Raw genomic sequence first — 13,436 nt, 5'->3', positions numbered from 1 at the left:
GGCAGTATCCTTTATGGATTCTGTCTATTTATTTATTACTTTTTTATTGCTTGTCATACACTAAACTAAGAGTCTATACGGAGAGAGGGAAGGGAATGTATTTTTACGGGACCACAGGTGTTAACAGTAAGGGGAACTTAGAAATAGGTGGGGTAGATGCTGTAGAGTTGGTCGAACAATTTGGAACCCCCCTCTATGTTTATGATGTAGCGCTAATTAGAGAAAGAGCGAGGGGTTTTAAGCAAACCTTTAAAGACCAAAATGTAAAATCACAGGTGGCTTATGCCAGCAAGGCATTCTCAACGATTGCGATGCTGCAGCTAGCTGAGGAGGAAGGGTTATCACTTGATGTGGTGTCAGGCGGTGAATTATACACTGCCATTGCAGCTGGTTTTCCAGTTGAAAGAATTCATTTTCATGGTAATAATAAAAGCAGAGAAGAATTAGAAATGGCTTTAGAAAATCATATTGGTTGTATAGTTGTGGATAATTTCTACGAATTAGAACTCTTAAGAACTATTTGTCACGAGAAAAATGAAACAATTAGTATTCTTTTGAGAGTTACCCCAGGAATAGAAGCACATACTCATGACTATATCTTAACTGGTCAAGAGGATTCAAAGTTTGGTTTTGATTTGCAAAATGGACAGGCGGAAGAAGCATTAAAAACTGCCCTCCAGTATAATTCCTTTGAGGTTCTCGGCTTACATTGTCATATTGGATCACAAATATTTGAAACAACTGGCTTTTTATTAGCAGCTACGAAAATTATCGAAAAGATGTATAAATGGAAGAATGAGCTCTCCTTCGAGGCAAAAGTGTTAAACTTGGGCGGAGGTTTTGGAATCCGCTATACGAAGGAAGATGAGCCGATTCAACCTTCACAATATGTTAGTGAAATAATTAAAGAAGTAAAGAATTTAGTTGAGAAGTTTTCAATGCAGATGCCAGAAATTTGGATTGAGCCAGGACGATCGCTTGTTGGTGATGCAGGAATTACTTTGTATAAAATTGGATCTTCAAAAGAGGTACCAGGTGTTCGGAAATATTTAGCTGTAGACGGCGGAATGAGCGATAATATTAGGCCGGCACTATACCAGGCAAAGTATGAGGCAGTACTTGCCAATAAGCCATTAGCTCAATCTGCTGATACCGTTTCAATAGCGGGAAAATGCTGTGAATCAGGTGACATGCTAATCTGGGACCTTCCTATTCCTGAAACAGAGGAGGATGACCTTCTTGCAGTTTTCTGTACTGGTGCATATGGTTATTCAATGTCTAATAATTACAATCGCCTGCCGCGTCCTGCCGTTGTTTTTGTTGAAAACGGTATGACAACACTTGTTGTTAAAAGAGAGACATATGAGGACTTAATTCGACTAGATTTACCTTTAAAATAAACAAGCTGCCGCAACTGCGGCGGCTTCCTTTTCGTAGAGAATGGATTATTTTTGTTATTTAGTGTAGAATGAGGTCTGGGTATGTCATCTTCAAATCGTATTTGGAGGTTTTTCATGAAAAAAAATAAATGGACTGTCTTAGGGATTCTTATTGGATTTTCCCTAATCTGGGGACTTGTCTATTGGGTTTTTATTGTTTTGGAGTAATAATATTAAACATTGAAGATTTAATATTTATTCTGTATGATTGTCAGTAATGAACTTTAAGAATCCAATTACATACAATAGATAAACAATTTAAATATATTTATATCATAAGAATAGACTTTGTAAACTTAGGTTTATTTCATATAATGAGGGATCAATGATGTTAATTCGTTATAAGAAGACGTTCGAAAAAATAGCTATGGGCTTAATGTCCTTTATGCCAACTGAAAAGGACTTGAAGAAACTTCAAGCCACCATTAAGGACTATGAAACTGATGAGAACTTACTGCTCTTTCTATGGAAAGAGGAAGATATCATCGGACTTTTAGGAGTGCTTAATAAAGATGATGAAAATTCTTTCGAAATACAACATATTTCCGTGAATCCATCCCATCGTCATCAAGGGGTAGGGAAGAAAATGGTTAAATCTTTGAAGGAAATGTATCCTGATAAACAAATTTCAGCTAATGAAAATACTGCCCCATTTATTGAAAAATGCGAATCGTGTTAAAAGTATATCTGTAAGGCAACGATTAACTATCGTTGCCTTTTTTAATTATTATTGCATCTATTCGCTCCTGGATAACACTAGACCTGTCCCGTAGTATATGTCTGTCCACCAAGCTTTTATCACTCAAATTACTAGCCGTATTCCAAGAATAACCTATCTGTTCACATTTCTTAATACAATCCTTTAACAAAAAGGGGTCAGTTATAGGGAGATGATAGCTTTGATAGGCTTCCTCTTTTTTGATTATTGCCAACTGATTAGTTAACAAGGAAAATAGCGTTTGTTTTTCTAATCCAATCTTAGGTAAAGTGTTTTGTTGTGAAGTAAAAATATGAATAGCCTTATTCAAAGTTCTTCCAGCGCCATTAAAATTTGCTCGGCGATGGTGATAGGCTGACACCGCTAGTAAAATTAAACCTACCCATATTGAATCTTTGCTCTGATCATTTGACTTCTTCCAATATTCCTCAAGGATTTCATGACACTCAAAATAGTCCCGATCCCCATGAAAATGTGCTAAAAAATGAATATACTCTTCCGGGTACAAAAAATCCCCCCTTACAAATTAATTATGTATAGTGTAGCATAACAAAATGGGCTTTGAGCAGATTGAGTACTTAGGTTAACGAATAAAAAGCCCACCATTTTCTGGAGGGCTTTTTATTTCCTAATTTATAGCCAAGAAGCTCCTACAATTATCAACAAAATGAATAAAACGACGATTAAAGCAAATCCGCCTCCAAAACCGTATGCGCCATCAGACATATTCAAAACCTCCAATTAATTTATTGTACTTTTCCTTTTTATCATATGTAGTGTCTTTGTCCATTGTTATGGGCAAACATCAAATTTTAACCATTTAGGTATACTCGGTTAATTTTCCTATTGGATAACCGATATTTATCCTCTATACTATTAATAGTCTTGATTTTAGGGACAATTATTCAAGGATTTTGGTGAAAAAATGGTTTCATATAATGTGAAAATTGATGCGTTTGAGGGGCCTTTAGATTTGCTTCTCCATTTAATCAATCGGTTAGAAATTGACATATACGATATTCCGGTTGCACAAATTACAGAGCAGTATTTAAGCTATATTAAGACAATGAAGGAACTTAAACTTGATCTTGCGAGTGAGTTTTTAGTGATGGCTGCAACGCTACTGGCTATAAAGAGTCAAATGCTTTTGCCAAAACATGAAGAAGATTATAATGAATTTGATTCAGAAATCAGCTTCGAGGAAGACCCCAGGGATGAGCTAGTCGAAAGACTGATTGAGTATCGTAAGTTTAAAGAGGCAGCGGTTGACTTAAAGTCCATGGAGGAAGAACGTGGTTTAATGTTTACCAAACCGCCAAGTGATCTTTCTGACTTTGCGAAGGGAAAAATCCCAGAGAAAACAGAGCTTGATGTTACCCTTTATGATATGTTAGCGGCTTTTCAAAAGTTGTTGCGCAGGAAAAAGCTCCAAAGGCCCTTAGCAACGAAAATTGCCCGCCAAGAGGTGTCCATAGAGGCTAGAATGAATGAAATTATGGTTGAATTAAAACAGTTAAAAGGAAAAAAGAACTTTAATGACCTGTTTCCTTATCCTGCAAAAGAATATATCGTTGTGACGTTTCTTGCCATTTTAGAGCTAATTAAAAGGAAAGAAATTGACGTAGAACAAAATGAAAACTTTGGTAATATCTATGTTCATGCTGTTACGGAAGGAGTAGAAGGGGTTGGAAATTATTAATTGGAAAAGTATCGCTGAGAGCCTTTTATTTGCAGCAGGTGACGAAGGGCTTACGATAAAACATATAGCAGAAGTTTTAGAAGTTGATGAGCTTAAGGCTAATGAGATTATTGAAGAATTAAAAAAGGAATATGAAAAGGATAAGCATCGAGGAATAATGATTGTCCAACTGGCTGGTACATATCAGCTTGCCACGAAAAAGGAAAATGCTACATACTTAAAAAGACTTGTAGATTCTCCCAACACGACAACATTGTCACAGGCAGCCTTGGAAACTTTAGCGATTATTGCTTATAAGCAACCAATAACTCGTACAGAAATTGAAGAAATTCGTGGTGTGAAAACAGAAAGGCCGTTACATACACTCATGGCAAAAGCACTTATAAAAGAAGTAGGACGGGCAGAAGGTACAGGGAGAGCTTATTTATATGGAACTACGAGAGAATTCCTTGATTATTTTGGTTTAAAAAACATTAAGGAACTGCCCCTACTTCCTGAAAAAGCAGATGACGAGTATGTCCAAGAGGAAGCAGACCTATTTTTTGAGAAATTCAACGAAACGATAAACTCTTAAATGAAAACAAGTTCGCTAAGTTATGATAAAATAAAGGTGATTTTCAAAAAATTCTTTCTTTACAGATTCGTTAAAGTCTAAAAGGGGATTGATTCAATTGTTAATAAAAGAATGTGTGGGCTATGAATTAGAAAAGGAAAAGTCAAATACTTCAGAAGACTTCTTTAATAGAAGTGAAGTAACTTTTGTCGAAGATGGGGAGGTGAGAACGCTTCACGTCCTATACCTGCGTTTCTTTGATGAATTTATTCATGAATTTACACCCTATCAGAAAGGCCCAGTTTGGTCACAAGGGGATATAGAAGTCACGTTTAAGGATATCGTCGCACTGGTATGCTTAATAAATAATCCTGGGCTACGCCAACGTAAACGGTTATATATTAATTCTAAGGTTGAATTTGCGTCTTATTTTCAAAATATCGACTATAATAAACTACCAGAAATATTACTTACTGTTAAAGAAAAGGGCCAATTCGAGTTGCGTTCTCCACTAGAGTATATTCAAAAAACCTAGGGCGCAGATGACCTTTGGAAAATTTGGGGAGGGTATGTATGGGTAATTCATTAGTTAAGACACAGCTCAGCGAAGTCAAAGGATTTTTATCAGGCACAATTATTTCACTAGAAACATATTTGAATGAAACAACCATATCGCAATTAGAACAGCATGCCAAGAGCGATTCAAGCACGAATCGGTTAATCCTTTCAAATTTGCGAAAAATACTTGTTTTTTGTGAGGAAGGTTTGGACGCCTGTTCAGTCATTATGCAAAGCGAACCATTTCAAAAAGCATCTGCAGAAAAAGTTCTCTATCAAATTTTTCATCGGGTGATTGAAGAATTTTTCTCTCCTAAAAATGATGCTTGGTTTGAGGATAGTCGTTCTGCCTATACAGGTAATAATTCAATAAAATTCTATAAAAGTGTACCAGACAATCTCCAACAGTTAGTTAAAGGTCTCGAAGGTGAATTTCAAAGAATTAGAGAAGAACTTGAGTATTATGAAACAGACTATCGAACGAAAATGATTCAATCAAATTAAACGAAACAGGCTGCCCTTGTGATGAACAGGGGCAGCCTGTTCTATATTAACTAACCGTACATAATCTTAATAATCCTTCATATCCTTAGTAAGATTAGCAAAACAGGAGGGATATGAATGACTCGTTTTAATAACTATGTGAATGAATTGTTTAAATGGAATGAAGAAATGAGACGATTTCTGGAGACGGATAATGTGGAAGCAAACTCTGAATTATGGCAGCAACTTGATGAATTTACCGAGATAATTGAAACCACGGGTAAGCAATTGTCTGACGAGGAACTGCTAAGTCTTCAAGCAAAGGCAGAAGACATTCATGAACGAATGGAAAACTACTTTAATAGAAAACAACAAGAGGTCGGAAATATTTGGGTTGCAGATAAAACTGTTCCTCCTGGCGGTCATATGCTTCCAGATCTGCCGTATGCCTATAATGCACTAGAGCCTTATATCTCTGAAGATATTATGAAAATACATCATGACAAGCATCATCGCTCCTATGTAGATGGTTTGAACAAAGCTGAATTAAATCTAAAGAAGGCAAGAGATAATAATGATTTTTCCCTTATAAAGCATTGGTCAAGGGAATTGGCTTTTCATGGATCAGGTCACTACCTGCATACGATTTTTTGGAGAAATATGGGGCCGAAAAAAGGGGGAAGTCCTCAAGGAATACTCAAAGCAGAAATAGAGCGCTATTTTGGCAGTTTTGAACGATTTAAAAAACAATTTTCAGAAGCAGCCAAGCAGGTGGAAGGTGTGGGTTGGGCAATCCTTGTTTGGTCACCACGTGCAAGGCATTTGGAAATATTACAAACTGAGAGACATATGCTGTTAACACAATGGGATACAATTCCTCTGCTTGTTTTGGATGTTTGGGAGCATGCTTATTATCTTCAATATAAGAATAATAGAGGTAGTTACGTAGATAATTGGTGGAATGTTGTTAATTGGAATGACGTTGAAATGCGTTTGGAGCAGGCTATTGAGCTTAAATGGCCAGCTTTTTAATTGAAGATCTTCAAATGGCAATTGGCAAATAGTCCAATTGCTTTTTTCTTTTTCCTCAGAAATAGTCATAACAAGTCTTGTCCTGCATAAAATTTAAAGAAAATAAAGAAGGGGACGAGGTTAATCTTATGAGAATGATTTGGAAACTAGTTGTTTACACCCTCATGGCCACATTATTTATAACAAACATTCCTCAAAAGGTGGATGCTTCCGTTTCCGTAAGTGCACGTGGTGCTGTTCTAATGGAGCAAGAATCGGGTCGTATCCTATTTGAAAAAGATGCCTACACCAAAAAACGAATTGCTAGTATCACTAAAATAATGACAGCCATTCTTGCCATCGAATCTGGAAAAATGGATGAATTAGTAAAAGTAAGTGTACAAGCTACCCGGGCGGAGGGGTCTTCGGTTTATTTAAAACCAGGAGAAAAAATTAAGTTAGAACACTTAGTATATGGCTTGATGTTGCGGTCTGGGAATGATGCAGCTATAGCGATTGCAGAGCATGTAGGTGGAAGCTTAGATGGCTTCGTTTACATAATGAACCAAAAAGCTAGGGAAATCGGAATGTTAAATACTCATTTTGCTAATCCTCATGGGTTGGATGATCACGAAGACCATTATTCTACTGCTTACGATATGGCACTGCTTATGCGTTATGCAATGAAATATAAAAAATTCCAAAAAGTTACTGGTACGAAGGTACACAAAGCACCAAATCCCACTGAAAGCTGGGATCGGGAATGGAAAAATAAAAACCGTTTACTAACAAAATACAAATATGCTACAGGCGGAAAAACAGGCTATACGAAGCGGGCAAAAAGAACACTTGTCACAACTGCTTCAAAGGGTGATATGAGTTTAATAGCGGTTACAATCAATGCTTCCGATGATTGGAATGATCATATTGCTATGTTTGAAAGTGGCTTTAAAGGATTCGATATGGCGGAAGTCCTAACTAAGGGAAGTATTAAGATTAACAATAAGCATTATAAGAAACATTTATACTTGAAAAATACAGTGGTATACCCTGCCACCGAAGAGGAAATGGACTTATTTTCTATTAAATATAAACTAGATAAGCCCTCTGAAGATTGGGATAGAAAGGTTGGCCATGAGGAAATAGTTGGCAAGGCTGTAGTAAGTCTCGATGGAAGAGTAGTTAAGGAAGTGCCAATCTACTATGATGGTGTTCCAGAGAAGAAGAAGGGGCTATTTGAATCGCTAAAAGAAATTTTTTTATCTATTATAGGTGTGAGAATCAATGGTTAACTATATCTGGGTGTTTATGACTGTTGTTGGTATTATTTTCGCACTAATTAATGGGACGATGGAAGAAGTAAATAAAGCGATATTTGTTGGGGCACAGGAGGCTGTCACTCTCTGTATCGGACTCATTAGTATTCTCGTATTTTGGCTGGGAATGATGAGAATTGCCGAGGAATCCGGTCTACTAGTAAAACTAACCAAATTGTTTCGCCCGTTGGTTAGACGATTGTTTCCAGAAGTACCAGCAAATCATCCCGCAATGGGTTATATATTATCAAATATGATTTCAAACATGTTTGGTTTGGGAAATGCCGCCACACCACTTGGAATTAAAGCAATGGAGGAATTGAAACATTTAAATGGCGGAAAAAATTCGGCCAGTCGTTCTATGGTTACTTTTTTGGCTATAAATACTGCCAGCATTACAATCATACCAACTACTGTCATCGCTATTAGAATGAACTATAACTCAGCATCCCCTACTGAAATTGTTGTTCCAACCCTAATCGCAACAGTTATTTCAATGCTGGGGGCCGTCATGATTGACCGTTATTTTTATAATCGAAGAAGCCGTAAAGGATGAAAAGCATGGAATTTATTTCGCTTATTTCCCTTGGATTTATCCCCGTTTTAATTGGATTCATTCTTTTATATGGCACCTTCAAGCAAGTACCCACCTATGAAAGCTTTGTTGAAGGCGGCAAGGAAGGGATTAAGATTGCTGTTTCCATTATTCCTTTTCTTGTGGGAATGCTTGTTGCAATCTCTATCTTCCGTGCATCCGGTGCATTGGAAGCGTTAATGAAATGGATCCGGCCCGTTATGGAGTCAATTGGCATTCCGGCTGAAATTGTCCCGCTTATCCTTATTCGGCCAATTTCTGGGACGGCCGCACTTGGAATGACAAGCGATTTAATTGCCGTATATGGACCTGATTCCTTTATTGGGAGACTTGCCTCTGTGTTGCAAGGAAGTACGGATACAACCTTTTACGTATTGACAGTGTATTTTGGTGCCATTGGAATTAAGAAAATGGGAGATGCTCTAAAAGTGGGTCTCCTGGCAGACGTATTTGGAATTGTTATTGCCATATTAGTCGTTACACTTGTATTTGGAACAAAATAGAGCGCAAATATTGAAAAAGCAGATTCCTAAAAGCCATGGGAATCTGCTTTTTTTGCAGTATTAAAGGACTTTGGTGATTTAGCACACTAAGTTGACTGGAGCTTCAATCAACGGGTAAGTTTAACACTGCCTTTATTTTTCTAAATAACAGTATCCGTTGCTTTGAAAAATGGCAAAGATGTGTCATAATTCATTAGGATAGAATAGTGATTATTCTTTTGTAAAAAGAATCAACTAAAACCTATTTAGTACTTACAGGTCAACATATGAGGTGAAATTAATGGAACGATTACAAAAAGTAATTGCCCGAGCGGGGATTGCTTCAAGAAGAAAGTCCGAAGAATTGATTAAAGAAGGTAGAGTAAAAGTAAATGGGAAAGTTGTGACTGAGTTAGGAGTAAAGGTCACCCCTACTGATAAGGTAGAGGTTAATGAGATACAGATACAACGAGAAGAACCTGTCTATTTTCTCTTATATAAACCCCGGGGTGTGATATCTAGCGTTAGTGATGATAAAGGAAGAAGGGTGGTTACAGACTTCTTTTCTGAGCAAAAAGAAAGAATTTATCCTGTTGGTCGGCTTGACTATGATACTTCTGGTGTATTGCTGCTTACGAATGATGGAGAATTTGCAAATTTATTAATGCATCCAAGAAATCAGATTGACAAAGTCTATGTTGTGAAATCGAAAGGGATCCCATCTAAAGAGAATCTATTAAAGTTGGAGAGAGGAATCCAACTTGAAGATGGAAAGACAGCGCCAGCTAGAGTCAAAATGCTATCAATGGACAAACAAAAACAAACAGCGATTATCGAAATAGCTATACATGAGGGCCGGAATCGTCAAGTCAGAAGAATGTTTGAAGCGATTGGACATGATGTTTTGAAACTTAAAAGGGAACGCTTTGGGTTTTTAACATTGAATGGCCTATCTGCGGGAGATGCTAGAGAATTAACACCACATGAAGTGAAACAACTAAGGGCACTTGCCATGGAGTCTTCAAAGAAAAATTCATAAAGCTGTCACAATTAACTTCTCCCGTTTTCACTATGTAAATGATGTAAAGTGTATAATTTAGACAAAATGTGTATAAATATTGTGGCATTCTAGGGGGGATACGAATGAAAAAACAGAGATTAGTAATGAGAACAGTGATTTTACTCGTCTTAGGTGCTGCCGTTGCATACACGCTGTATGCCAATTTAACAAAAGATGATAAACAAAAGGTTGCGGTAGGCAAAGAAGCACCTGATTTTGTTCTGGTTGATATGGATGGGAAAAAACATCAATTATCAGACTATAAAGGTCAAGGAGTATTTTTAAATTTTTGGGGAACCTATTGCAAGCCCTGTGAGGATGAAATGCCCTACATTAATAATCAATATCATCAATTTAAAGACCAAGGAGTTCAGGTTCTCGCTGTTAACGTCAGTGAATCCAAACTAGCAGTTAGTAAGTTTTCAGACCGGCACAATCTTGACTTTTCCATATTGTTAGATAAAGACGGACAGGTTCAATCTGCATTTGGAATTAATCTTTTGCCTGCGACATTTTTAGTTGATAAAGATGGAAAAGTGGTTGAATACTTCACTGGCCAGCTAACAGAAAATACAGTTAGGGAGTTTATGGAGAAAATAAAACCTTAAGGTTTGTTGGGAGTTTTTTGCAATGAAAGATGTAAAATGTGAATGTGGTCATGTTAACCCGCATGGAACCGTATTGTGTGAGGCCTGTGGAAAAGTGCTAATTGAACAGTCAACAGATGCCCAGCTCATCGATATGCGTTATGAAGGCAGTGCTCGCCGCTCACAAACATATAACAAGACAATTGTTGATAAAATATGGAACTTTTTTTCTTCCGTTAAGGTAGGAGTATGGCTTATTATCATCACGCTTATTGCCTCCGCCTTAGGGACAATTCTTCCACAGGAAATGTACATACCGCCTACCTTGCCGCCAGGGGAATATTATCAGGAACAATATGGCTGGTTTGGAAAATTATTTTATGATTTGGGCTTAAATAATTTATATAGCTCATGGTGGTATTTAATATTAATTGCGATGATTGGTGTTTCATTAGTTATTTGTAGCCTTGATAGGGTTGTGCCACTACATAAGGCGTTAAAAGCCCAAAGAGTTACCAGACACGAAGGTTTTTTAAAGCGTCAGCGTTTGTTCGGTGTAACTAAGAATGGTGCTGAGAGTGATTTTGAAATCCTTAAAAAGCAGTTAACGGCTAAACGGTACCAGGTTCGGGAAGAAAATGGGGACATATTAGCTGAAAAGGGACGTTTTTCCCGCTGGGGTCCATATGTAAACCATGTCGGTTTGATTATCTTTTTAATAGGAGGTATGCTCCGTTTTGTTCCTGGAATGTATATCGATCAGGTCATGTGGCTGCGTGAGGGGGAAACCAAGGTTGTCCCTGAAACGGATGGACAATTTTATGTGAAAAATAATAAATTTATTCTTGAACACTACGACAAAGATAAGGATAAAACCTTTGAGGCGGCGATTGACCGTGCTGGGATGGTAGCAAAAAATTACCAAACGAATGCCGTTCTTTATAAAAGAGTTGGTCCAGCAATTGCTGGAGCGGAGCCGGATTTAGAAATGGTAAAAGAACATAAAATCCAGGTGAATCAACCATTGAAGTTTGAAGATTTTGCGTTATATCAAGTAGATTATAAACTCGACGAACTCAATGAAATGACTTTTTCCTTAACAAACAAAGCAGCGGAGAAATCATTCGGTGATGTAACAATTAATTTATATGATCCTAAGTCAAAATATGATTTGGGAAATGGCTATTCAGTGGAAGTTTTGAGTTATTTTCCAGACTTTGAATTTGCAGAGAATGGTGAGCCGACAACAAAATCTAGAGTACCAAACAATCCTGCTTTTGTTTTTCGGATGGTCTCTCCTGAATTACCAAAGGGAGAAACAAGTTTTGTAGCAATACAGCAAACGATTGAACCTTTAGGCGATAATGAATATAAAATGGCCTTCAAAGGTGTCAAGACAAAAAATGTTACTGCCTTAACAGTAAGAAAAGACTTAACCCTATGGGTGATTATTCTGGGTGGTATTATTTTTATGATTGGTGTTATCCAGGGTGCCTACTGGAATCACCGAAGAATTTGGGTCCAAAATAAGGATGGGGAAATATGGGTTGCTGCCCACACCAATAAGAATTGGTATGGATTAAAGCAAGAAATAGAATCGGTACTAAAGGATACGCAAGTAACTATACCCGATGATCAAGTTCAAAGGGAAAAGTTGGATAAGGAGGGTGTCTAATTGGTAACAATAAGTAGTAATTTACTTTATATAGCTTTTGTTCTTTATTTAGTGGCGACCCTCTTCTTTGGTGGGGCTATTAAACAAAAGAATGGTTCGGAAGAAAAAACTGGTAAAAATCGGTGGGCACAAATTGCTGTTGTCTTAACGATAGCTGGCTTTATTTCACAATTAGGATATTTTATCACGAGATGGATTGCAGCTGGACACGCACCTGTTAGTAATCTATTTGAATTTACAACCTTTTTTGGAATGGCGCTTGTTGGTGCATTTATTGTTATTTATTTTATCTATCGCACGCCGCTTCTTGGTTTATTCACAATGCCTGTTGCACTTTTGATTATTGCCTATGCAAGTATGTTTCCGCGAGATATCTCGCCATTAATACCTGCGCTACAAAGTGATTGGCTTCATATTCATGTAACAACAGCGGCATTGGGCCAGGCAATTTTAGCGGTTAGTTTCGCTGCAGGTTTAATTTATCTGGTAAAGGTGATTGACCAATCAAAAGCAAACAAACGCACTTTTTGGCTTGAAACGATTATGTTTGGTTTGGTAACAACACTAGGGTTTATCCTTGTGTCAACTCTGTTTTCAGCAATGAATTATCATGCGGAATTCAGTTGGATTGATAAAAACAACATCGAAACCACTGTAGAGTATACAATGCCGGCAATTACAGGCCCAAATGAATGGGAATTAACTACGAAGGATAAATTTGAGCCAATCCTTGAAATGCCGGCAATTATTAGTGCTAAGAAATTGAATACCGTCATTTGGTCATTAATTGCTGGATTTATTCTGTATGGTTTACTGCGATTAGTTTTAAGAAAACGAATTGCTGCAGCACTCCAGCCTCTGGTTAAAAAAATAAATTTGGATTTAGTCGATGAAATTAGCTATCGCTCGGTATTAATTGGTTTCCCAATTTTCACCTTAGGTGCATTGATATTTGCAATGATTTGGGCGCAAATTGCATGGACCAGGTTCTGGGGATGGGATCCAAAAGAAGTATGGGCGCTAATCACTTGGTTGTTCTATGCTGCCTTTTTACATCTGCGTCTCTCAAAAGGATGGCATGGAGAAAAGTCTGCTTGGCTAGTGGTCATTGGGTTTATTATTATGATGTTTAACTTAGTTGCTGTAAACCTTGTAATAGCAGGACTTCATTCATATGCGGGTTCCTAATAAAAATTGCCTTCACTACTAAGTGAAGGCATTAAAAAATCTTTAACCAGAAGTGAAAAATAATCTTTTGTC

The 13,436-nt window shown here is 37.3% G+C and carries 16 protein-coding genes; 14 read left to right on the top strand and 2 right to left on the bottom strand.

Features of this window, described 5'->3' with window-relative positions; translation table 11 throughout:
* Positions 1–95 precede the first annotated feature (95 nt).
* Complete coding sequence (gene lysA, locus NSS81_RS03590) at positions 96–1,400, top strand: diaminopimelate decarboxylase (protein ID WP_342432184.1); 1,305 nt, start codon at positions 96–98, stop codon at positions 1,398–1,400.
* Between the two features lie 367 nt (positions 1,401–1,767).
* Entirely contained in the window at positions 1,768–2,118 is a 351-nt protein-coding gene (locus NSS81_RS03585) for a GNAT family N-acetyltransferase (protein WP_342433921.1), read from the top strand.
* Between the two features lie 22 nt (positions 2,119–2,140).
* Here the strand turns inward: NSS81_RS03585 and NSS81_RS03580 are convergent, their stop codons facing one another.
* Entirely contained in the window at positions 2,141–2,665 is a 525-nt protein-coding gene (locus NSS81_RS03580; RefSeq protein ID WP_342432183.1) for a DUF309 domain-containing protein, read from the bottom strand.
* 125 nt (positions 2,666–2,790) lie between these two features.
* Positions 2,791–2,883 (bottom strand): YjcZ family sporulation protein, encoded by a 93-nt coding sequence (locus tag NSS81_RS03575; RefSeq protein ID WP_342432182.1) that lies wholly within the window; start codon positions 2,881–2,883, stop codon positions 2,791–2,793.
* Positions 2,884–3,082: 199 nt separating this feature from the next.
* Between NSS81_RS03575 and NSS81_RS03570 the strand changes: the two genes are divergently transcribed.
* From NSS81_RS03570 to ccsB, 12 genes are all read left to right on the top strand, one after another.
* Positions 3,083–3,856, top strand: a complete 774-nt coding sequence (locus NSS81_RS03570) for a segregation/condensation protein A (protein ID WP_342432181.1) — start codon at positions 3,083–3,085, stop codon at positions 3,854–3,856.
* Entirely contained in the window at positions 3,843–4,430 is a 588-nt protein-coding gene (gene scpB / locus NSS81_RS03565; RefSeq protein WP_342432180.1) for an SMC-Scp complex subunit ScpB, read from the top strand. Before NSS81_RS03570 ends, scpB begins: the two co-directional genes overlap by 14 nt.
* 97 nt (positions 4,431–4,527) lie before the next feature.
* Positions 4,528–4,944 (top strand): hypothetical protein, encoded by a 417-nt coding sequence (locus tag NSS81_RS03560; protein WP_342432179.1) that lies wholly within the window; start codon positions 4,528–4,530, stop codon positions 4,942–4,944.
* A gap of 38 nt (positions 4,945–4,982) precedes the next feature.
* Complete coding sequence (locus tag NSS81_RS03555) at positions 4,983–5,471, top strand: DUF3907 family protein (RefSeq protein ID WP_342432178.1); 489 nt, start codon at positions 4,983–4,985, stop codon at positions 5,469–5,471.
* Positions 5,472–5,588: 117 nt separating this feature from the next.
* Positions 5,589–6,482, top strand: coding sequence for a superoxide dismutase (locus NSS81_RS03550; protein WP_342432177.1), 894 nt, complete (start codon positions 5,589–5,591; stop codon positions 6,480–6,482).
* Between the two features lie 134 nt (positions 6,483–6,616).
* Positions 6,617–7,753 (top strand): D-alanyl-D-alanine carboxypeptidase family protein, encoded by a 1,137-nt coding sequence (locus NSS81_RS03545; RefSeq protein WP_342433920.1) that lies wholly within the window; start codon positions 6,617–6,619, stop codon positions 7,751–7,753.
* Complete coding sequence (locus tag NSS81_RS03540; RefSeq protein WP_342432176.1) at positions 7,746–8,333, top strand: nucleoside recognition domain-containing protein; 588 nt, start codon at positions 7,746–7,748, stop codon at positions 8,331–8,333. Before NSS81_RS03545 ends, NSS81_RS03540 begins: the two co-directional genes overlap by 8 nt.
* Positions 8,334–8,338: 5 nt before the next feature.
* Positions 8,339–8,875: a spore maturation protein gene (locus tag NSS81_RS03535; protein ID WP_342432175.1), complete on the top strand. Its 537-nt coding sequence runs from the start codon at positions 8,339–8,341 to the stop codon at positions 8,873–8,875.
* Positions 8,876–9,155: 280 nt separating this feature from the next.
* On the top strand, positions 9,156–9,893 hold the full coding sequence (gene rluB / locus NSS81_RS03530; RefSeq protein ID WP_342432174.1) for a 23S rRNA pseudouridine(2605) synthase RluB: 738 nt from the start codon (positions 9,156–9,158) through the stop codon (positions 9,891–9,893).
* A gap of 104 nt (positions 9,894–9,997) precedes the next feature.
* Complete coding sequence (resA, locus tag NSS81_RS03525) at positions 9,998–10,522, top strand: thiol-disulfide oxidoreductase ResA (RefSeq protein ID WP_342432173.1); 525 nt, start codon at positions 9,998–10,000, stop codon at positions 10,520–10,522.
* A gap of 22 nt (positions 10,523–10,544) precedes the next feature.
* Positions 10,545–12,176: a cytochrome c biogenesis protein ResB gene (locus NSS81_RS03520; protein WP_342432172.1), complete on the top strand. Its 1,632-nt coding sequence runs from the start codon at positions 10,545–10,547 to the stop codon at positions 12,174–12,176.
* Positions 12,177–13,364 carry a c-type cytochrome biogenesis protein CcsB gene (gene ccsB, locus NSS81_RS03515; RefSeq protein WP_342432171.1) on the top strand — a complete coding sequence of 396 codons (1,188 nt, stop codon included), beginning with the start codon at positions 12,177–12,179 and terminating at the stop codon, positions 13,362–13,364.
* Positions 13,365–13,436 lie beyond the last annotated feature (72 nt).

This window comes from Neobacillus sp. FSL H8-0543 (assembly GCF_038592905.1).
Classification (GTDB): Bacteria; Bacillota; Bacilli; order Bacillales; family Cytobacillaceae; genus Neobacillus.
Note: the sequence above shows the minus strand (reverse complement) of the source record. Positions and strands in the feature narration are given on the sequence as shown.

What these genes read in the sequence shown, in the direction of transcription:
- lysA (WP_342432184.1), top strand. Translation starts at nt 96, where the DNA reads ATGTATTTTTACGGGACCACAGGTGTTAACAGTAAGGGGAACTTAGAA.
- NSS81_RS03585 (WP_342433921.1), top strand. Translation starts at nt 1,768, where the DNA reads ATGTTAATTCGTTATAAGAAGACGTTCGAAAAAATAGCTATGGGCTTA.
- NSS81_RS03575 (WP_342432182.1), bottom strand. Translation starts at nt 2,883, where the DNA reads ATGTCTGATGGCGCATACGGTTTTGGAGGCGGATTTGCTTTAATCGTC.
- NSS81_RS03570 (WP_342432181.1), top strand. Translation starts at nt 3,083, where the DNA reads ATGGTTTCATATAATGTGAAAATTGATGCGTTTGAGGGGCCTTTAGAT.
- NSS81_RS03555 (WP_342432178.1), top strand. Translation starts at nt 4,983, where the DNA reads ATGGGTAATTCATTAGTTAAGACACAGCTCAGCGAAGTCAAAGGATTT.
- NSS81_RS03550 (WP_342432177.1), top strand. Translation starts at nt 5,589, where the DNA reads ATGACTCGTTTTAATAACTATGTGAATGAATTGTTTAAATGGAATGAA.
- NSS81_RS03545 (WP_342433920.1), top strand. Translation starts at nt 6,617, where the DNA reads ATGATTTGGAAACTAGTTGTTTACACCCTCATGGCCACATTATTTATA.
- NSS81_RS03540 (WP_342432176.1), top strand. Translation starts at nt 7,746, where the DNA reads ATGGTTAACTATATCTGGGTGTTTATGACTGTTGTTGGTATTATTTTC.
- NSS81_RS03535 (WP_342432175.1), top strand. Translation starts at nt 8,339, where the DNA reads ATGGAATTTATTTCGCTTATTTCCCTTGGATTTATCCCCGTTTTAATT.
- rluB (WP_342432174.1), top strand. Translation starts at nt 9,156, where the DNA reads ATGGAACGATTACAAAAAGTAATTGCCCGAGCGGGGATTGCTTCAAGA.
- resA (WP_342432173.1), top strand. Translation starts at nt 9,998, where the DNA reads ATGAAAAAACAGAGATTAGTAATGAGAACAGTGATTTTACTCGTCTTA.
- NSS81_RS03520 (WP_342432172.1), top strand. Translation starts at nt 10,545, where the DNA reads ATGAAAGATGTAAAATGTGAATGTGGTCATGTTAACCCGCATGGAACC.